The sequence below is a fragment of the Mesorhizobium sp. CU3 genome (genome assembly GCF_006442965.1).
Taxonomy (GTDB): Bacteria; Pseudomonadota; Alphaproteobacteria; order Rhizobiales; family Rhizobiaceae; genus Mesorhizobium.
Genome location: NZ_VFWX01000001.1, coordinates 386875 through 406282 on the forward strand (window position 1 = coordinate 386875; position 19408 = coordinate 406282).

Here is a 19408-nt window from a genome sequence, read left to right on the forward strand (position 1 = left end):
ATCTTCCGTGACCGGCGTGGCCGATCGGGCCGAAGCGCTTGATTGCCAGGTGGTTCCCCCAATCCGTCGCTGCTTCGCAGCGCCACCTTTCCCCCCTCCGGAGGGAAAGGAAGGGAGCCTTAATAAGCGCGTTGATGGCAAAGAGCCTGGCGCCCTTCCTCTACCCCGTCGATCGGGGGAGAGGTGGCCCGGCGCGCAGCGCCGAGACGGAGTGGGGGTCGACCAGCGCTGTAGTCTCCCGCAAAGGGAGAAGGTAAAACCGCGCTATTCCGGCACTTTGCGCACCGCGCCCTTGTCGGCGCTGGTGGCGAAGGCGGCGTAGGCGCGCAGCGCCGTCGTCACCTTGCGCTTGCGCTTTTCCGCCGGCTTCCAGGCATCCGGGCCCTTGGCGTTCATCGCCGCGCGGCGCGCGTCGAGCTCGGCATCGCTGATGGCGAGTCGGATGGTGCGGTTGGGAATGTCGATCTCGATCGTATCGCCCTCCTCGACCAGGCCGATCGCGCCACCTTCGGCGGCTTCCGGCGAAACGTGGCCGATCGACAATCCGGAAGTGCCGCCTGAGAAGCGGCCGTCCGTGATCAGCGCGCAGGCTTTGCCGAGGCCCTTCGACTTCAGATAGCTGGTCGGATAAAGCATCTCCTGCATGCCCGGGCCGCCGCGGGGCCCCTCATAGCGGATGACGACGATGTCGCCGGCCTTGACCTCGTTGGCCAGGATCGCCTTTACGGAAGCATCCTGGCTTTCGAAGACGCGGGCCGGACCGGTGAACTTCAGGATCGATTCATCGACGCCGGCGGTCTTCACGATGCAGCCGTCGAGCGCCAGATTGCCCTTTAGCACGGCAAGGCCGCCATCCTTTGAGAACGGCGTTTTCGCCGAGCGGATGACGCCTGTCTCGCGGTTGGTGTCGAGATCGTCCCAACGGCGGTCCTGGCTGAAGGCGACCTGGGTCGGCACGCCGCCGGGGGCAGCGAGGAAGAAGTCGCGGACATTCTGGCTGGAGGTACGCGAAATATCCCAATGGTCGAGCGCTTCGCCGAGCGTCGCCGTGTGCACGGTCGGCAGGTCGCGGTTGATCAGGCCGGCCTCGTCGAGCTGGCCAAGGATCGCCATGATGCCGCCGGCGCGGTGGACGTCTTCCATGTGCACGTCGGACTTGGCCGGGGCCACCTTGCAGAGCACCGGCACCTTGCGCGACAGCCGGTCGATGTCTTCCATGGTGAAATCGACCTCGCCCTCATGCGCAGCGGCCAGGATGTGCAGCACCGTGTTGGTCGAGCCGCCCATGGCGATGTCGAGGGCCATGGCGTTCTCGAAGGCGCCCTTGGAGGCGATGCTGCGCGGCAGTGCTGTCTCGTCATCCTGCTCGTAATAGCGCTGGGCGAGATCGACGACGAGATGGCCGGCCTCGACGAACAAGCGCTTGCGGTCGGCATGGGTGGCGAGCGTCGAGCCGTTGCCGGGCAGCGACAGGCCGAGCGCCTCGGTCAGGCAGTTCATGGAGTTGGCGGTGAACATGCCGGAGCAGGAGCCGCAGGTCGGGCAGGCCGAGCGCTCGATGACCTTGACGTCCTCGTCGGAGATGCGGTCGTCGGCGGCGGCCACCATGGCGTCGACGAGGTCGAGCGCCTGGGTCTTGCCGGCCAGCACCACCTTGCCGGCCTCCATCGGGCCGCCGGAGACGAAGACGCTCGGGATGTTGAGGCGCAGCGAAGCCATCAGCATGCCGGGGGTGATCTTGTCGCAATTGGAGATGCAGACCATGGCGTCGGCGCAATGGGCGTTGACCATGTATTCGACGGAATCGGCGATCAGCTCGCGCGACGGCAGCGAATAGAGCATGCCGTCATGGCCCATGGCGATGCCGTCATCGACGGCGATGGTGTTGAACTCCTTGGCGACGCCGCCGGCCTTCTCGATCTCGCGCGCCACCAGCTGGCCAAGGTCCTTCAGATGCACGTGTCCAGGCACGAACTGGGTGAAGGAATTGACCACCGCAATGATCGGCTTGCCGAAATCCGAGTCCTTCATGCCGGTGGCGCGCCACAGGCCGCGGGCGCCGGCCATGTTGCGGCCATGGGTGGTGGTGCGGGAACGATAGGCAGGCATCGGATTGTCCTTGGCTTGGCGGCCACGCCGATGCGCGGCGGGCGGCGCTCAAATTTTAGTCGGCAGCGGTTATAGCGGCCATAGCCCGGCATGACCACCATTTTGCACTGCGCCAGATTCTCCCGAAAAAACACCAGGCCGGTGTCGGATCGCGGGCCGCACAGCCGTCCTTGGGCAGACGGCATGGCACAATTCCCCCAGTCAGCCGTTTGACCGTAACCGCAAAAGAAGCATTCGGAGGACAGACGCATGCAAAAGATCACCACTTGCCTGTGGTTCGACGGCCAGGCCGAAGAGGCGATGAACCATTACATTTCCATCTTCAAGAACTCGAAGGTGCTGAGCGTCATGCGCTGGCCCAAGGGCCATCGCGATGAGGGCAAGGTGCTGGTGACCACGTTCGAGCTCGACGGAGTGCCGTTCCAGGCGCTCAATGGCGGACCGGAGTTCAAGTTCAACGAGGCGATGTCGCAGTCGATCGACTGCAAGACGCAGGAAGAGGTCGATCATTTCTGGAGCAAGCTCGGCGAAGGCGGCGAGCCCGGCCCCTGCGGCTGGCTGAAAGACAAGTTCGGCGTTTCCTGGCAGGTCGTGCCGGAGCAGCTGCCACGCCTGCTCCAGGATCCGGACCGGGCCAAGGCCGGGCGCGTGATGGACGCGATGATGAAGATGGGCAAGATCGAGATTGGCAAGATCGAGGAAGCGGCGAAGGGTTGACCGTGTATCGCCCCGCTTGTTCAGTGGCTGAATGGCCATGGCCGGACCAATCCGTGTCCGGCCAGAATATCGGCGATCAGACTGCCGACCACGACGGGCGAATGACTGCTTCGAAGGCGCTCAAACCCGCATCGCGCCCGCGCCTCAGCTCCGCTGAAATCGGCGTCGATGGCGCGCAAGGCAGCGACCGCGGCTTCGTGGCTGGGTGATGCCCAGACGTGCCCTTCGGCCCCGGGATACTCTTCGGGTCCAACCGGCACCATTTCATAGGCGACCGGATATCCGGTCGCCTCGCTGATGAAATCAGTCGTGCCGCCATAGTCGGTTGCCACCACGGCCTTGCCGGCGGCGAGCGCCTCGGCGGGGCCAAAGCCGAACCCTTCTGACCGATGCAGGGATATGAAGGCATCGCAATCCCGCATCAGCGCATCCATCCCCATGCGATCAACGGTCTGGTCCATCACGCGAATTCTGTCGTCTTGCGAGGCTGCCTCCATCAGCCAGCGTCGTCGGCCGCTGTCGCGTTCTCCACGCGTCTTGACGACAAGTTCGACATCTCTCCGGGCAGGCGGGAAAGCAGCGCGGAAAGCGTTGACCGCCGCTTCAGGGTTCTTGCGCGCGGCGTAGGAGGCATAGTCCAGGAATGTAAAGAAACGCAATGTGGAGCGGTCGGGGCGCGATTGCGGCACCTGTGCCCGCAGACGCACCGGCTGAGGCACGAAACGAACCGTGACCCCAGCAAGGTCGCGAAAGAGCGAAGCGACAAAACGCGATGGCGCCCAGATCTCGTCGAATGCGCGGATGTCGCGGTTCCATTCGGGTCGAATAGTGTCGACCTCCCAGAAAGGGTAGAAAATATTCAACCTGCCGGGGGCGGCTTCACGCAGAAATATTTCAACGCTCGGCAGACCGCCGACAATCAGATTGGCCTTGCGGTCAGCGACTGGAACGCATTTGCTTTCAAATTCCCTCTCGTTTTCCAATCCAGGGAGCCTCAACGCGCGGCATGACACGGGAAGGCGCACCGCATCGCAGGCGCGCACGAGATTGCGTGCTGCCTGCCCCAAGCCGATCTCGGAGCGCAGGTAGCCAGTTACGCATAACCCATCAGCAAGCGTTCTCGGCAGGCGCGCCTCCACGCGCATGGCAGGCGAGGCGCGGCTTTCTGCAGAGAGCGAGCTTGCGCTCCGTCTGACAAACAAAAAGCGTATCGGATTGTCCACGCCCAGCCGAAAGCCCGGATACCTTGCCGCGACTGACTCGATTTCGATGCGTTCAGCCGGCGGTATTTGAACCCGCCAGCCGCGGCGCATGTAGTGGACAAAAGGGTCGCTGCCCGGCATCAATTCATCGGCCAGGATCTCCCGGTACCATGCTGCATCGAACAATCCTGCTGTTTCAGCAAAAATCTGGAGATCGCGAAGCCTCCACCGGCGAAACCCGCTCTTCAACCGACGCGACCACTCCTCAACGCCGAGAAGATGGCGCATGGGCGATGGGCTCATATCACGTTCGGTCGTCACCGCTTGGGCTGGCTCCATGGAAAAAGAACGCTTTGAGCGTCTGTCGTCTCGATATGCGGATTGCAAAATAGATCGCGTTGCTTGCCCCAACGTGCCTGCATAAAGCGCGCATCCGCGCGGCGGGTTGCCAAGATCTCGGGCGTTGTCTCCAAGCCTCTGGTGGACGATTCACGATGAATAATTCCGTCGGTCGGCACGACTATGACCCGCAGGCCCATAGAACGAACGCGGAGGCAATAGTCGACATCGTTCTGCTCGATCGGCAGACTGATCTCATCGAAACCTTCGGCCGCATCGAAGACATCCCGGCGCGTGGCCATCAGCGCGCCGGTGACGACTTGGACGTTGCGTCGCGTGATCAAGGCGTGAAGATAACCCTTGGAATCTCCGCCAGCGCCACGCCAGGCGTGCTGGGCAGTACCTTCGGCGGGCCAAGTGAGAGCCATTCCGGCATGTTGCACCGTTCCGTCCGGATACAGCAGGCGCGCGCCGACGACGCCAACCTCGGGCCGCACGGCGTTTGCAACCATCTTTTCGACCTCTCCGGGTCGCGTGATCTCAACATCATTGTTGATCAAAATGACAACATCTGCCGTGGTCGCCGCCACGCCCAGATTGACCATGCGAGCGAAGTTGAAGGGGCCTTTCACTTTCACCAGACGGGCGCGATGCTTCTTCTGAAGATCGGCGTAGGTCGCCAAGGTCTCCGCATGCGTGCTGTCGTGATCCACGATCACCACTTCTGGGTCCGGTCCCTGGAAAAAATCCAGAAAGCGCACACACCGCCGCAAAAGCTCGGGCTGATCGCGATTTGGGATGATGACTGCAACTGAGGCTGTCAGTGGCAAGGCCGTGCCGCCAGCCGCCGAAGGCTCTGGCATTGGTGCCAGCAGATGCATGATCGGCTCGGTCAGGTGGGCGACCGTCAGAGAGTCGTTCGCCAACGCGCACAGCCAATCATGGAGCGAAGCTAGCGGCCCCGCCGGTCGCCGACGCAGAACAAGTTGCCGCGAAGCCATGAAGGCTGTTGCGATATAGTCCATTTGCTCGATCAGATCTGGGTCCCACCCTGGCAGGAAACAAGGTACGCCCATGCCGTCTGGGCCGACGCGGCGGTCATGATCGCAAACGATCAGGTCAGGCTGCTCGATCGCCGAGAGCTGGCCATTGAGCAAGGCGAACGCATCCGGATCGAAGGTTGTCCCGGCGGAAGCGAAAACCACATGGCTGCCGCGCCAGAGATGGTCCGCGCCGGCCTCCGACAGAACCGTCAGAGCCTCGAGCGCCGGTTCTAAGAACAGGCCCCGGAGGCCGAGGAAGTCGTCAGCATCCGGCAATTGGGCGGCATCGGCCCCTGTGACGATGATCTCGATATTGCGATAGTTCTGAGCGTTGAGCGACGCGAGCGTTTCTGTGAGCGCCTGCGCGCCGGCCTCTCGCGTATCGACGACGACCACGGTGATAAGGTGATTCCACAAGCCAATGGCCTGCGGCGTCTGCATTCTTTCGGCAAGCCTCTCCTGGCGCCATTTCTCATAGCCCGCGAGATCGACACTCTCTTGCGGGCTGTCGCTCATGCTGCCTTGTCGCGGACCTGGTAGTCCTTGACGGTGGCGAAGCGGATCGCCTTCCAGCGCTCGGCTTCGTAGTTGAGCGAGAAGGCGTGTTGCGCGAGGAACACCGGGTCGTTGTCGAGGTCGCGGGCGATGTCGCCGCGATGCGCCTCGATGAAGCGCTGCACTTCCGCCTTGTCGTCTGCCGATATCCAGCGGCAGACCGAAAAGCGCGACATCTCGAAATCCACCGGAAGCGTGTACTCGAAGTTCAGCCGCTCCTTCAGCACGTCGAGCTGCAGCGCGCCGACGACGCCGACGATGGCCGGCGAGCCGTCCTCGGGCGAGAACAGCTGCACGACGCCTTCCTCGGCCATCTGGTGCAGGGCTTCCTTCAGTTTCTTGGCCTTCATCGCGTCGCCCAAGCGGACGCGGCGCAGGATTTCCGGCGCGAAATTCGGCACGCCCCTGAAAAGAATCTCCTCGCCCTCGGTCAGCGTGTCGCCGATGCGCAGCGTGCCGTGGTTGGGAATGCCGACGACATCGCCGGCATAGGCTTCGTCGGCGGTGACGCGAGTGCGTGCGAAGAAGAATTGCGGCGCCGAGAGCGACATCGGCTTGCCGGTGCGCACCAGCTTGGCCTTCATGCCGCGCTCCAGCGTGCCCGAGCAGACGCGCACGAAGGCGATGCGATCGCGATGGTTGGGGTCCATGTTGGCCTGGATCTTGAAGACGAAGGAGGTCATCTTCTCCTCCGTCGCTTCCACCGTGCGGGTGTCGGCCTCCTGCGCGCGCGGCGGCGGGCCGTAGGCGCCCAAAGCCTCGATCAGGTCGCGCACGCCGAAATTGCGCAGCGCCGAGCCGAAATAGACCGGTGTCAGATGGCCCTCTCGGAAAGCGTCGACATCGAGAGGGCGGCAAGCTTCCCGCGCGAGTTCCAGTTCCTCGATGAAGGCTTCGCGCTCATTGGCCGGCAAAAGCCCGGCAACGCGGTTGGAATCGGGGCCGTTGACCGGCGTGCGTTCCTGTTCCTCGTCGCCCCTGCGCACCGCGTTGAGCGCCAGATGGTAGGTGCCGGAAAAAGTCCTGCCGCGGCCGATCGGCCAGGTGATGGGCGCGGTGTCCAGCGCCAGCTTCTGTTCGATCTCGTCGAGGATTTCAAACGGATCGCGGCTCTCGCGGTCCATCTTGTTGACGAAGGTGATGATCGGGATGTCGCGCAGACGGCAGACCTCGAACAGCTTCAGCGTGCGCGGCTCGATGCCCTTGGCGGCGTCGATGACCATGACGGCCGAATCCACCGCCGACAATGTGCGGTAGGTGTCGTCGGCGAAATCTTCGTGTCCAGGCGTGTCGAGCAGGTTGAAGACATTGCCTTCATATTCGAAGGTCATCACCGAGGTGACGACCGAGATGCCGCGCTCGCGCTCGATCTTCATCCAGTCGGAGCGCGTCTGGATACGGTCCTTCTTGGCCTTGACCTCGCCGGCAAGCTGGATGGCGCCGCCGAACAGCAGAAGCTTTTCGGTCAGCGTCGTCTTGCCGGCGTCGGGGTGGGCGATGATCGCGAAGGTGCGGCGGCGCGATACCGCCTGTTCGATGTCTTCTGCCAATTTCCGGAATCCTGTCTGTGGCGCGGGCTTCTAGCAGCGCTTACCCGGCATGTCGACAGTTTCGGGCAGATCGGCTCGGCCGGCAGGCATGGTCGCCGCCAATGACCAGGCGCCTGCCGACATTCAGGCGTCGCCGTGCCCGCCGCGGCCGAACCTGGTGATCGACCGTATCTCGCCGCGCCCGATGCCGATGTCGCGCAACAGATGGTCCGGGAATTCGTCCAGCCTGGCCCGGTCCCTGCGAATGCGGAGGATTCGCGCGATGCTGCCTATGCCGTGGCGGCAGATTTCGATGGCCACGGCGAAGAAGCGCCCAAGCGCCGACCGATCGGCGACAAGTTCCTGTTCGAGGATGGTCATGGTCATATCTCCCATTGGTTTGAACGATGATATCGGGAGAGCCGTTGAGTGGCCCTCCCAAGCGGTTTCTTGAAGGTCTGCGCCCGGTCAGGCGGCGGCGTAGGCCGTCGTCGGATCGAACAGGCGCTTGACCTCGGTGACCTTGGTCGCCGGGAAGCCGCTCATCTTGGCGTGGCGCTGGATGATCGCTTCGTCCTTGGCGAGGTAGACGCAGAAGGTCTTGTCGTCCGTAACAAAGGATTCGACCCACTGGATGTCGGGGCCGAGCTCGGCCAGGACGGCGTTCGAGGCCTTGGACGCATCGCGAAGCTGCTCGCGCTCGAAGGTGCCGACCTTAGGAATTTCCCTTTCGATGATGTACTTATGCATGTCGCAATCTCCTTGACCTGGGGTTCAATGCCCCGGCACCAGATCGGTGCCGGTGACATGCCCGGTGCCGCTGAGCTAAACTGCAGCTTGGCTCGCCAGGCAGGTGGAGAATTACGGAAGAGGCGGCCGACAGTCCTTACGCCGACCTTATCTTGTTCTGATCTTTTGCCCGATTGTCGTTACAGGAATTGCAGCCGATGGGACTCTATTGCTTCGGCAACTTCGAACTTAGCGAGGATACCCGCGCGCTTCGTCTCGCCGGAAGGGAGATCGAGGTGCAGCCCCTGGTCTTCGATTTTCTCGCCGTTCTGCTGCGGCACCAGGACCGCGCCCTGAGCAAGGACGAATTGTTCGAAACGCTGTGGCCGGACGTGACGGTGACCGAGGCCTCCTTGCAGCGGGTCGCGAGCCTTGCCCGCAGCGTCCTTCGCCGGGGCGGCCTGGAGACGGCGCTGCGTAACCTGCCGCGGTTCGGCTACCGGATTTGCCTCGATCAGCCGGCAGTCTCGGAAAACAAGGCCGCTCCGCCCGGCGAGGTGAGCAAGTCTTCGAGCCCCGGCTCGCCAATCCTATTGGCACGCGCGGCCGTTGCAGCCCGAAAATGGCGTGAGGCCGCGGCCTCCTTCGCCGAAGCAGACGCCACCAACGAGTTGCTGACGGCCGATCTCGAAGAATGGGCACTGGCGCTGGAATGCATGGGGCGGCCGTCAGAAGCAATCCCGCTCCTGACGCGCGCAGTGACGGAATACGGCGTCGCCGGCGAACGCCTGCGCGCGGCTTCCCCGGCAATCACCCTTGCCATGATCCATCTGGAAAGAGGAGAGCTTGCCGCGGCCAAGGGTTGGCACAAGCGCGCCGCGCAGCTGATCGACAAAGCAACCGAGAGCAGGGAGCATGGCCTCTGGTGCTGGATGGGCGCGCGCATCATGGGCGCGGATGCCGAGCCGGAGCGTGCGCTTGCCCTTGCCGAGCAAGCTTTCGAGGTCGGCAAGAACCTCGAAGACCCGGTTGTCGAGTCGCTCGGCCTCATCTATCGCGGCTTCTTCAAGCTTTGCCTTGGGGAAACAAAATCCGGGCAGGAAGACCAGGATTTTGCTGCGGCGCTTGGGCTCTCCAGCGATGTCGACCCGATCGTCGGCGGAATTCTCTATTGCAACATTCTCTGGGCCTGCCGAAATTTCGGCGACTGGACGAGAGCCAACCAATGGACCCTCAGCTATGAGGGCTGGTGCAGAGGACACGGGCTGGAGGAACTCACAGGCTCGTGCCGGCTGCATCGGGCCGAGGTGCTCGGCGTTCATGGCACGCTGAAAGAAGCGGAGACGCTGGTGCGTGCGGCGCTCGACCAACTTGCGCTCGACGCGCCTTGGGCCACGGGCGATGCGCTGCGCGTCCTGGGTGACATTCACCTTGCCGCCGGCGATTTCGCTGAGGCGGAAACAGCCTATCGCGCGTCCCACGCCGCGGGCTGGGACCCACAGCCTGGCCTTGCGCTGCTGCAGCTCGAGCAGGGGCAGGCAGAGGCCGCTTTCAGCGCGCTCGAGCGGTCCCTGGTTGGGAGCCGCTGGCCAACCCTGCAGCGGCGCGGCATGGTGCTTGCCACGCTCGCCAAGGTGGCGGCGCGGACCGACCGGCTGGAGCGCGCGAAGCAGGTGATTGCCGAACTGGAAAGCGATCCGCAGCGCTGGCCGATGGCCTCGATCCGGGCGCTGGCCGCCGAGGCCAAGGCGGAACTGTTTATGCGGGAAAATCGCTTCACCGAAGCGGTGCTGGAGCTGCAGATCGCATGCTCGCACTGGGCCGACATCGGCTCGCCGACCAGTTGCGCGGACGCCAGGCTTTCGCTCGCGGCGCTTCTCATCCAGCTCGGCGATCGAACCGGCGCGGAACTCGAGCTTGGCAGCGCCCTGGCTTGTGCGAGAAAGGTCGACTCGTCACGGCTCATGCGGCGCTGCGAAGAGCTGACGGCCCTACTTGGCGGCGCGCGGAGGGCAGCGTTGGGCAGCGCGTAGCCGCTTCTCCCCATTGTCGAGCCTGTGCCATGATCAGGTGACGGCGTGTAATTAGACAGGGGACGAATAAGTGCATAGCGAGTCGGTAGAAATATATTCGGACCAGACCAACGCGGCCATCATGCGGCATCCGGGTCGTCGTTTCCCTGGAGTCCTCATTCAGGGCGACTCGCTCTACATCCTTTGCCGGAAAGCGGATGACGCCTGCGCGGCGATCGGACGAGGACATCCAGGTTTTGAAGAGGCCAACGAATTGCGAAACAGTTTGTGGGCTTATCTCAATCACTACAAGGTCGTGCTGACCGAGCACGATCTCCCCCTACCTTTCAGTCATTAGGCAAGACATGAGCAGTCCAAAGCAAGTCATCGTCATCGGCGCCGGCATTATCGGCGCCTCGATCGCCTGGCACCTGGCGAAGGCCGGGGCGCGGGTGACGGTCGTCTCGGAAAGCGGCGCCGGCGGCGTCGCCACGCCCAATTCCTTCGCCTGGATCAACGCCAGCTGGGGCAACCCGGAGATCTATTTCCGGCTGCGCATGCGCGCCATGGCCGAATGGAAGCGCTTGGCAGGCGAGCTGCCCGGGCTGCCGGTCGCCTGGTGCGGCGGGCTGTGCTTCGACCTGCCGCCGGACAGGCTCGAAGCCTTCGCAGCCGAGCATTCGTCATGGGGCTACGGCATCGAACGGGTCGACGCCAGGCGGGCGGCGGAAATCGAGCCCAATCTCGTCGCGCCGCCCGCCTTCGCCGTCCATGTAGCGGAAGAAGGCGTCGCCGAGCCGGTGGCGACCGCCAAGGCGCTGCTGGCCGATGCCGAACGGCTCGGCGCGCGGGTGGCGACCGGGACGGTCGAGAGGCTGACCTTCGGCGACGGCAAGGTCACAGGCGTGGTCGTTTCGGGCGAAACCATCGGCGCCGACGAAATCGTCGTCGCGGCGGGTACAGGCGCCCCGGCCATCGTCGCCACCGCCGGTATTGTGCTGCCGATGGAGACGCCGCCGGGCCTCATCGTGCATTCGCGGCCATACAAAAAGCTGCTCAACGGGCTGGTGCATGGCGAGCTGCATCTGCGCCAGACGGAAGAGGGCCGCATCATCGCCGGTTCCGATTTCGCCGGCGGCGATCCAGGTGAGAACCCGGACGCGACGGCGCGCGACGTGTTCGCGGCGGCGAAGGCGGCCTTGCGCGGTGCCGAGGGGCTGGAGCTCGATTTTCACACCATCGGCTACCGCCCGACGCCGATCGACGGTTTTCCGGTCATCGGCCGGCCCAGGGATCTCGGCGGTCTTTACATCGCCGTCATGCATTCCGGCATCACGCTTGCCGCAGCGGTCGGCCTGTTCGCCACCCGGGAAATCCTGCAAGGCGAACGCAATGTGCTGCTCGCGCCATACGGGCTGGAACGGTTCGCTCAGTAGCGCCATCGACGGCGGATACTGCCGGTGAAGTGTCCTCAGCTTGCCAGCGCCAGTTCGGCTGCCGCAGGCGCGAAGGGCCGGATGCTCATGCTGTCCCTGGTCATGGTCACGAAACTGGACGGCGGGATAGCGTGCCAGGCGCGGCCATCGCGATCGAACGGTTCGGAGACGATGCAGCGGCCGACGCCCTTGGCGAAGGCGGCGGTATAGAGCGTCGGGGCATGATCGTCGGTGGCGTAACGAACGGCATGGAGCGCCTTTCCGTCGCTGAAGGCGGCGGTCAGTTTCAGGGACGGCTCGATGCCGGCGCGGCGCGAAGCCTCGATCACACGATGGGTCGCGCGCGACACCGCGCCTTGCGGATCCCGCGCCAGCCCTTCGTCGACCATGAGCAGGAAAAAGAGTTCGGAATCCGTGGTCCCCGCGAGCTGGTCGAACAACGGATCGGAGAGTGCGTTCTCGAGCGAACGGCGGATCCTTTCAAAGCCGCCGATCTGACCGTTATGCATGAACGACCAACGACCCGAGACGAAGGGATGGCAGTTCATGCGGCTGGTGGAGCCGCCGGTCGAGGCGCGCACATGTGCCAGGAACAGACCGGATTTTATCTGCCGGCCAAGGCTGCTGAGATTGGCATCCGACCAGGCCGGCAGAATGTCGCGATAAAGACCGGGTTCCGGCCGGTCGCCATACCACGCAACCCCGAAGCCGTCGGCATTGGTCGCGGATCTCGCCTCACGCGCCTCGCGGCTCTGCACGATCAGCGAATGGGAGGGTGCGGCGATGACGTCTTCCAGGAAGATCGCGTCGCCAAGATAGGCAGCCCACCTGCACATTGTCCTGTCATCCTCTGTTGAAGCGTTTTGAGCGCGCGAAATGATCTCCATTCGCGGCTCGTCGGGCGCTACAGATGACAGGGGCGCGCTTTGGCGTCCTTACGCCGCGCTTACGTTTTGCTGATCTTAGCCGAACATGGCAGCTCGGGATTTCGCTTCAGCCGACCAAAGCGAGCTTGTTTGCCGCGGGGGCAAACGGGCGGATCGCGATTGCGTCCCTCGTCATGGTCACAAAGCTGGCGGGAGGGATTGCCTGCCACTCGCCGCCTTCGCGGTCGAACGGCTCGGAGACGATGCAGCGGCCGCCATTGCGAAACACGGAGGTGTAGAGCGTCGGCGCATGGTCGTCGGTGGCGTAGCGCACGGCGTAGAGCGCCTGTCCGTCCGAAAAGGCGGCCGTCAGTTTCAAAGCCGGCTCGATGCCGGCGCGGCGGGAGGCCTCGACGACGCGGGCGGTGGCGCGCGAGACGGCGCCTTGCGGGTCGTCGCAAAGCCCTTCGTCGATCATGAGGAGAAAGAAAAGCTCGGAATCGGTGGTGCCCTCACGCTGGTCGAAAACGGCGTCGCAGAGCGAGTTTTCCAGCGCGCGGCGGATCTTTTCGAAGCCGCCTATCTGGCCGTTGTGCATGAACGACCAACGGCCGGAGATGAAAGGATGGCAGTTCATGCGGCTGGTGGCGCCGCCGGTCGAGGCGCGCACATGGGCGAGGAACAGGCCGGACCTGATCTGCCGGCAGAGACTTTTCAGATTAGGGTCCGACCAGGCCGGCAGGATATCGCGGTAGAGGCCGGGCTCCGGCCTGTCGCCATACCAGGCGAGGCCGAAGCCGTCGCCATTGGTCGGCGACTTGGCTTCCTGGGCGCAATGGCTCTGGGCAATCAGCGAGTGGCAGGGCGCGGTGATGATGTCTTCAAGGAAGACCGCTTCACCAAGATAGGCCGCCCACCGGCACATTCGCTTCTTCCGTCGTTACGCGCGATCCATCAGAGCCACCGGCTCCTTGACCGCATGCGAGCCTCTGTTGTGCGTCCGCTCATAGAGCTCGCGGACGATTCGGCTTGCCGTAGTCTCGAAGACAAATGGCAAGAAAGCGTGAACGAGCGCGGCGCCCGCGGCCATCGACAGGCGCGAGCAGAACCAGGCGGCGAAGGCCATATGACCGAAATAGGTCTCGCCGACCTTCTCCGGGTGCGAGGTGAAAAGCGCGGTCAGCCTGGTCGTCATGGTGATCCCTCCAGCCGGGATAAGCCCCGATATTGTGTATCGTGCCACATCGCTTCGGTTCATCGGTCCCAAATTATCCTTGCATTTTGCTCTTTGGTGGGACATTCATCCCAATATGGCGCTTGATATCGATGAAATCGATCGAAGATTGCTGGCCGAACTGCAGCGCGACGGCACGCTTTCGGTCGACCAGCTGTCGGAGCGGGTGGGCCTGTCGCGCAACGCCTGCTGGCGCCGCGTCAAGCGTCTGGAGGAAGACGGCGTCATCACCGGCCGCGTGGCGCTGGTCGACGCCGACAAGCTTGGACTCGGGCTTTCCGTCTTCATCCTGATCCGCACGTCCAACCACGACCCGGACTGGCTGCAGAAATTCCGCGCGGCGGTGACCGGCTTTGCCGAGATCACCGGCGTCTACCGCATGTCGGGCGACCTCGACTATGTGCTGAGGGCCCGGGTCGCCGACGTGAAGGCCTATGACCGGCTCTATCAGCGATTGATCGCCAAGGTGGCGCTATCGGATGTCTCGGCCTCTTTCGTCATGGAGGAGATCAAGGAGACGACGGTGGTGCCGGTCGAGCTCCGATAAGACGGAACCGGACGCGAAAGAAAGCCGTTGATAGGCTTGGCTGCGGGTTGACCGAATCGGCACTCGCGCCGATAGGAATGGGCTCATGCGCACCGCTGTCTATCCTTCATCCGTCATCGGCCCCACCGTCGGTTTCGTCAGGCTTCCGCATGGTGAAGGCCTGCCGCTGCCGGCTTACGAGAGCGCCGGCGCCGCCGGCATGGACCTGCGGGCCGCGGTGCCGGAAGACCGGCCGCTGCTGATCCTCCCCGGCAAACGCATGCTGGTGCCGACCGGGCTGATCCTGGAAATCCCCGAGGGCATGGAAGGCCAGGTGCGGCCGCGTTCGGGCCTAGCCTTCAAGCATGGGCTGACCGTGCTCAACTCGCCCGGCACCGTCGACAGCGACTATCGCGGCGAGGTGAAGGTGCTGCTGGTCAATCTCGGCGACGAGGATTTCGCCGTGACGCGCGGCATGCGCATCGCCCAAATCGTGTTCGCGTCGGTGACGCAAGTTGCCGGCGAGGAACGCGCGCTCGCCGGCGGCACGACGCGCGGCGCCGGCGGTTTCGGGTCGACCGGCACGGCGTAATGCTTGGGCCGTGTTTTGGTCATATTGAACCATTCTGCCGGGTGAATTCGAGCCAAATCCTTCGCCCTTCGGACTTGGCCGTGCTACCAGCACGACCTGCGCCGAAGGGCTCGACCTTGACCCGAATTCCGTCCGACAGAATTGCTTCAATATGACTAAAACACGCCCCCTCCCAAAGCTGGTCATTTTCGACTGCGACGGGGTCCTGGTCGATACCGAGAACCTTGCCAACAGGCGCCTCGCCGAATGGCTGACTGCGGCCGGTTTTCAAACCACCTTCGAATATTGCCGCAAGCATTTTTCAGGCCGCAGCATGGCTTCGGTGCAGAAGGAGATCGAAGCGTCGACCGAGGTGCGGCTCGGCGCCGATTTCGTCGACCGCTGGAATGCCGGCCTGCCTGACCTGTTCTCGCATGGCGTCGAGGCGATCCCTTATGTGCGCGACTTCATCGAGAAGGTGCGCGCGGCCGGCATCGCCTATTGCGTCGCTTCCTCGGCGCGTGTGTCGAAGATGCACATCACGCTCGGGCAAACCGGGTTTTTGCCGCTGTTCGAGCAGGCGATGTTCTCCGCCACCATGGTTACGCGTGGCAAGCCATTCCCGGACCTTTTCCTGCACGCCGCGAAGACGATGGGCTTCGCACCGGCCGACTCCATCGTCATCGAGGACAGCGTGGCGGGTACCGAGGCCGGCATCGCCGCCGGCATGCGCGTCTTCTCGTACCACGCCGATCCGCTTTCGGATCGCCATGGCCTGGCGGCGGCCGGCGGCATCCTGTTCGACGACATGCGCGAACTGGCTGGGCTTGTGCCGATTCCTTGATCGGGAAAGCTGCTGTGCGGGGAAATCTCCCGTGCTAAAGCGTTTCACCGTTTCATGGAAACGGCGAACCACTCTATCTCTTTGTTTTTACGCAATTCCGGACGGAAAACCGCTCACACTTTTCCTGGAATTGCTCTAGCGTGCAGCCGCCAGACAGCCGGCGGCTCCCATCGATGACATCCACCCTGCTTCGCCTCGTCCTTGCTCTCGTGTTTCTGCCATGGCTCTGGGGCCCGGCGAGCGCGGAGAATGTCAGCTTTCCGGATTTCGCCAGCGCCATCCCGGGCCATAAGGACGTCACCTACCTCGACCTCGCCAGGATGGTCATCCCCGATCTGGCCTCGAATGCCGATGGCTTCTACCACGGCGGTTTGCCGATCGAGATGCGCCACATCGAAGGCCCGGACGGCGGCGGCTCCCCGCCCGAGACGTCGAGCCTGCCCAACGCCGCCGTGCTTCCGATCAAGGCCGCCGGCAAGGACCGGCTGACCATGCTGTTCGATCTCGGCGACTCGCCCGACAGCGCCGAGGGCTATGCGGTGCTGGCGCTTTACGATCTGACCGGCAAGCCGGCGCTGCTCGACGCGGTCAATGTCGCCGTCGACCGCAGCACCTATTTCCGCGACCCGAACAAGCTGTCGATCGGTGCCGGCGACGACATCCTCATCACCATGAGCACGCATTTCAATTCGAGTCAGGGCTATGTGATCACGCCGCTGATCATGGTGCGCAACGACAAATTCGAACTGATCGACATGATCTACACCTTCGATGAGAGGCTTTGCACCTACAGCCGCAAGCAGGACATCGCCTTCAAGACCATCGCCGACGGCCAGCCGCATGCAGCCATCAAGGTGACGGTGACAGACGCCACGATACCGAGCGGTGAAAGCTGCGACGAAGCTCCGCCCAAGGCGTCGGCGGAGCACATCTCCACCACCTACCGCTGGGACAAGAAGGCGTCGCGCTATGTGGCGAATTCGGACGCCCTCAAGCGTTTGTCAGCAGAGAACGAGAAACGCTTCTGAACCGTCCGCATTCGTTTGCCCGGCCGGAATGGTCGCGGTAAATTCCCTTCACGACCGCCGCTCATGATCGAGGATCCGCCATGGACAAGGGCAAGATTTTTCGCGACCTGCATGCCTCCACTTTCGTCATGCCGAACCCGTGGGATATCGGCACGACCAAGCTTCTCTCCTCCTTCGGCTTCAAGGCGCTGGCGACGACCAGCGCCGGCTTTGCCTTCTCGCGCGGCCTGCCGGACGGCGGCGTGAGTTTCGAGGCGATGATCCACCATTGCCGCGAGGTGACCGCCGCGACCGACCTGCCGGTTTCGGCCGATCTCGAGCGCGGCAAGGGCGATAGCCCGGAGCAGGCGGCCGAAACCATTTTCGCGGCGGAAGCCGCGGGGCTTGCCGGCTGCTCGATCGAGGATCATTCGGGCGACGCGGACAACCCGATCTACGACTTCTCGCACGCGGTCGAACGCGTCGCCGCGGCTGTAGAGGCGTCGCGCGCGCTCAAGCATGATTTCGTCTTCACCGCGCGGGCCGAGAATTTCCTGTGGGGCAGGAACGATCTCGACGACACGATCAAGCGGCTGCAGGCCTTCGAGAAGGCTGGCGCCGACGTGCTCTACGCGCCGGGCATCGGCGACGTCGAGATGGTGCGTACGATCTGCGCGTCGGTGTCGAAGCCGGTCAATGTGATGGCGCGGCCGGGCTTCACCGTCGCCGACCTTGCCATGGCCGGCGTCAAGCGCATCTCGCTCGGGCCGTGGCTGACCAATTTCGCCTTCGGCATGATGGAGACGGCGGCGCGCGAGATCCAGCAGGACGGCACGTTCGGCTTCACCCGCGCCGCCATGCCGTTCGGCAAGCTGCAGGCGCTGTTCGGGGAAGGCAACGAGTAGGCTAACCCGGTTCCCGTGCCGACACCGCCTTGTACAGGTGCACCATCATGGCGGCCGCGAAGAGCGGCGTCAGAAGATTGAGCAACGGCACGGCGAGCACGACGGAGATCACAAGCCCGGCCAGGAACACGGTGCCGGCATATCTGCGGCGCAGCGCCTTTGCCTCCGCCTCCGGGCGGAAGCGCATGGCGGCGAATTCGAAGAACTCGCGCCCGAGCAGGTAGCCGTTGACGATGAAGAAGGCGGCAATGTTGATGCCCGGCACCAGAAGCAAGAGCAAAGCGACGATGTTACCGACAATGACCACACCGAAGAACTTGACCGCCAGCACCAGCGAGCGCAACGCCGGCACCGGGCTTCCGGGCGGATCGCCGGGGTAATCGGTGCGCTCGACCACCGCGGCAACGTCGTCGAGGAACAGGCCGGCGATGATCGCCGTCACCGGCGCGACGAGCAGCGCCATCCCCACCGCCAGAACGATACCGGCGACGATGGCGCTGAGCCAGCCGGCCCAGGACGGCAGCCCGGGCAAAAATGTCTCGAGCCACGGCCAGGCCAGCCATTCGAGCAGGCTCTGGAGACCGACCCAAAGCCCCAGCAGGGCCAGCAGCGTGAGCCCCAGCGTCTTCAGGAAGACGGCACGGAATTCGGGCGAGAACAGCTGACTGGCGGCGGCGCGGGCGGCGTCGAGGATCACGGCAGGTCCAAGCCCTCATCGAGAAACAACCTTTCCGAGATAGGCGGAGCCGAAGGCTAGCGCAACTGTTGCGCCTATTGCGCCAGTTCAGAGCGTTTCCCCGTATTCAAGGAACGGTGAACCGCTCTATCCCTTTTTGGCGCAATTCCGGACGAAAAACCGCTTCACATTTTTCCTGGAATTGCTCTGGTCTGCCGCGCCGGAATGGTCATGGCCGCAACGCCGGCAACGACAAACGCCATGCCGAGCCATGCGGCCGGGCCCAGACTTTCGCCGAGAAAGAGCGCGCCGATGCCGACGCCGATCGGCACGCGCAGATAGGCTTGCGAAGTGGTGCCGACCGAGCCCAGCGTGTGGATCAGGCGAAAGAAGATCGAGAAGGCGAGCGCGGTGGAAAAGATCGACAGGCCGAGCAATGCCAGGATCGAGGCGCCCGACGACGCCAATGTCCACGGCCTCTCGAAGATCAGGCTGAGCGGAATCAGGATCGCGGCGCCGCAGATCATCGAACCGGCCGCAGGCACCATCGGGTCCAGTCCCTTGAAGTTGCGGCCGAATATGGCAGCGCCCGCATAGCAGATCGTGGCGGCGACGACAGCAAGCTGCGCCCATAATTGATGGCCGATGCCGCCCAGCGCCTCGGTGCCGACGATCAGGCATATGCCGGCGATGCCGGCGCCGACGCCGACCAGCTTGCGCGACGTGACCGGCTCATGGCGGGTGATCAGCGCCGTCAGCAGGAAGGTGAAGATCGGCGATGTCGCGTTGAGGATGGTAGTGAGGCCGGCATCGATGGAGCGCTCAGCGGCGGCGATCAGCGTGAACGGGATGACGCTGTTCAGGCAGGCCTGGAACATGAAGCGGCGCCAGTTCAGCGCGTCGCGCGGCATGGCGAGGCCGCGCCAGCGGATGATGGCCAGAAGGATGCCGCCGGCGATCAGGGTGCGGCCGGCGATGAAGCTGATCGGCGGGATCGTTTCGACGCCGATCTTGATGAAGGTGTAGGAGGCGCCCCAAAGCAGAGCCAGGAAGCCGAGCAGCGCCAGTTCGGTGGTGAGTTCGGTCTTCTCGGACATTGATGGTTGGC

The 19408-nt window shown here is 63.8% G+C and carries 21 protein-coding genes; 9 read left to right on the top strand and 12 right to left on the bottom strand.

Annotated features, from left to right (window positions below; all coding sequences use genetic code 11):
- Positions 1-264 precede the first annotated feature (264 nt).
- Positions 265-2109 (bottom strand): dihydroxy-acid dehydratase, encoded by a 1845-nt coding sequence (gene ilvD / locus FJ988_RS01845; RefSeq protein WP_140815036.1) that lies wholly within the window; start codon positions 2107-2109, stop codon positions 265-267.
- 249 nt (positions 2110-2358) lie between these two features.
- On the opposite strand from ilvD, the gene FJ988_RS01850 reads away from it, so the two are divergent.
- A complete protein-coding gene (locus FJ988_RS01850) occupies positions 2359-2826 on the top strand; it encodes a VOC family protein (protein ID WP_140815037.1) in 468 nt (155 codons plus the stop codon).
- Between the two features lie 20 nt (positions 2827-2846).
- On the opposite strand, the gene FJ988_RS01855 is transcribed toward FJ988_RS01850, so the two are convergent.
- The 6 genes from FJ988_RS01855 to FJ988_RS31085 all read right to left on the bottom strand — a co-directional run bounded on the left by FJ988_RS01855 (position 2847) and on the right by FJ988_RS31085 (position 8564).
- Positions 2847-4316, bottom strand: a complete 1470-nt coding sequence (locus FJ988_RS01855) for a glycosyltransferase (protein ID WP_181183388.1) — start codon at positions 4314-4316, stop codon at positions 2847-2849.
- A gap of 29 nt (positions 4317-4345) precedes the next feature.
- Positions 4346-5926: a glycosyltransferase gene (locus FJ988_RS01860; RefSeq protein ID WP_140815039.1), complete on the bottom strand. Its 1581-nt coding sequence runs from the start codon at positions 5924-5926 to the stop codon at positions 4346-4348.
- On the bottom strand, positions 5923-7515 hold the full coding sequence (locus FJ988_RS01865; RefSeq protein ID WP_140815040.1) for a peptide chain release factor 3: 1593 nt from the start codon (positions 7513-7515) through the stop codon (positions 5923-5925). The genes FJ988_RS01860 and FJ988_RS01865 overlap by 4 nt, the downstream gene beginning before the upstream one ends.
- Positions 7516-7638: 123 nt before the next feature.
- Positions 7639-7875: a DUF1127 domain-containing protein gene (locus tag FJ988_RS01870; RefSeq protein WP_140815041.1), complete on the bottom strand. Its 237-nt coding sequence runs from the start codon at positions 7873-7875 to the stop codon at positions 7639-7641.
- 87 nt (positions 7876-7962) lie between these two features.
- Positions 7963-8244 (bottom strand): DUF4242 domain-containing protein, encoded by a 282-nt coding sequence (locus FJ988_RS01875; protein WP_140815042.1) that lies wholly within the window; start codon positions 8242-8244, stop codon positions 7963-7965.
- Positions 8245-8423: 179 nt separating this feature from the next.
- A complete protein-coding gene (locus FJ988_RS31085; protein WP_246688427.1) occupies positions 8424-8564 on the bottom strand; it encodes a hypothetical protein in 141 nt (46 codons plus the stop codon).
- On the opposite strand from FJ988_RS31085, the gene FJ988_RS01880 reads away from it, so the two are divergent.
- The 3 genes from FJ988_RS01880 to FJ988_RS01890 all read left to right on the top strand — a co-directional run bounded on the left by FJ988_RS01880 (position 8520) and on the right by FJ988_RS01890 (position 11671).
- A complete protein-coding gene (locus tag FJ988_RS01880; protein ID WP_246688422.1) occupies positions 8520-10256 on the top strand; it encodes a winged helix-turn-helix domain-containing protein in 1737 nt (578 codons plus the stop codon). The genes FJ988_RS31085 and FJ988_RS01880 overlap by 45 nt on opposite strands.
- A gap of 70 nt (positions 10257-10326) precedes the next feature.
- A complete protein-coding gene (locus FJ988_RS01885) occupies positions 10327-10593 on the top strand; it encodes a DUF6959 family protein (RefSeq protein ID WP_140815044.1) in 267 nt (88 codons plus the stop codon).
- A 7-nt stretch (positions 10594-10600) separates the two neighbouring features.
- Positions 10601-11671, top strand: a complete 1071-nt coding sequence (locus tag FJ988_RS01890) for an FAD-binding oxidoreductase (RefSeq protein ID WP_140815045.1) — start codon at positions 10601-10603, stop codon at positions 11669-11671.
- Between the two features lie 35 nt (positions 11672-11706).
- Here the strand turns inward: FJ988_RS01890 and FJ988_RS01895 are convergent, their stop codons facing one another.
- From FJ988_RS01895 to FJ988_RS01905, 3 genes are all read right to left on the bottom strand, one after another.
- The gene (locus tag FJ988_RS01895) at positions 11707-12507 is read right to left on the bottom strand and encodes a class II glutamine amidotransferase (RefSeq protein WP_140815046.1); all 801 of its coding nucleotides are present in this window, start codon (positions 12505-12507) and stop codon (positions 11707-11709) included.
- Positions 12508-12664: 157 nt separating this feature from the next.
- Complete coding sequence (locus FJ988_RS01900) at positions 12665-13462, bottom strand: class II glutamine amidotransferase (protein WP_140815047.1); 798 nt, start codon at positions 13460-13462, stop codon at positions 12665-12667.
- Between the two features lie 15 nt (positions 13463-13477).
- On the bottom strand, positions 13478-13732 hold the full coding sequence (locus tag FJ988_RS01905; protein WP_140815048.1) for a DUF6356 family protein: 255 nt from the start codon (positions 13730-13732) through the stop codon (positions 13478-13480).
- Positions 13733-13847: 115 nt separating this feature from the next.
- Between FJ988_RS01905 and FJ988_RS01910 the strand changes: the two genes are divergently transcribed.
- From FJ988_RS01910 to FJ988_RS01930, 5 genes are all read left to right on the top strand, one after another.
- Entirely contained in the window at positions 13848-14318 is a 471-nt protein-coding gene (locus tag FJ988_RS01910) for an Lrp/AsnC family transcriptional regulator (protein WP_140815049.1), read from the top strand.
- 85 nt (positions 14319-14403) lie between these two features.
- Complete coding sequence (gene dut / locus FJ988_RS01915) at positions 14404-14889, top strand: dUTP diphosphatase (RefSeq protein WP_140815050.1); 486 nt, start codon at positions 14404-14406, stop codon at positions 14887-14889.
- Between the two features lie 151 nt (positions 14890-15040).
- Positions 15041-15712, top strand: a complete 672-nt coding sequence (locus FJ988_RS01920; RefSeq protein ID WP_140815051.1) for an HAD family phosphatase — start codon at positions 15041-15043, stop codon at positions 15710-15712.
- A gap of 173 nt (positions 15713-15885) precedes the next feature.
- Positions 15886-16740 carry a hypothetical protein gene (locus FJ988_RS01925; RefSeq protein WP_140815052.1) on the top strand — a complete coding sequence of 285 codons (855 nt, stop codon included), beginning with the start codon at positions 15886-15888 and terminating at the stop codon, positions 16738-16740.
- Between the two features lie 80 nt (positions 16741-16820).
- Entirely contained in the window at positions 16821-17624 is an 804-nt protein-coding gene (locus tag FJ988_RS01930; protein ID WP_140815053.1) for an oxaloacetate decarboxylase, read from the top strand.
- Between the two features lies 1 nt (position 17625).
- Here the strand turns inward: FJ988_RS01930 and FJ988_RS01935 are convergent, their stop codons facing one another.
- Positions 17626-18321 (bottom strand): sulfate transporter family protein, encoded by a 696-nt coding sequence (locus FJ988_RS01935; RefSeq protein ID WP_140815054.1) that lies wholly within the window; start codon positions 18319-18321, stop codon positions 17626-17628.
- A gap of 164 nt (positions 18322-18485) precedes the next feature.
- Positions 18486-19397, bottom strand: coding sequence for a DMT family transporter (locus tag FJ988_RS01940; protein ID WP_140815055.1), 912 nt, complete (start codon positions 19395-19397; stop codon positions 18486-18488).
- Between the last annotated feature and the right edge of the window lie 11 nt (positions 19398-19408).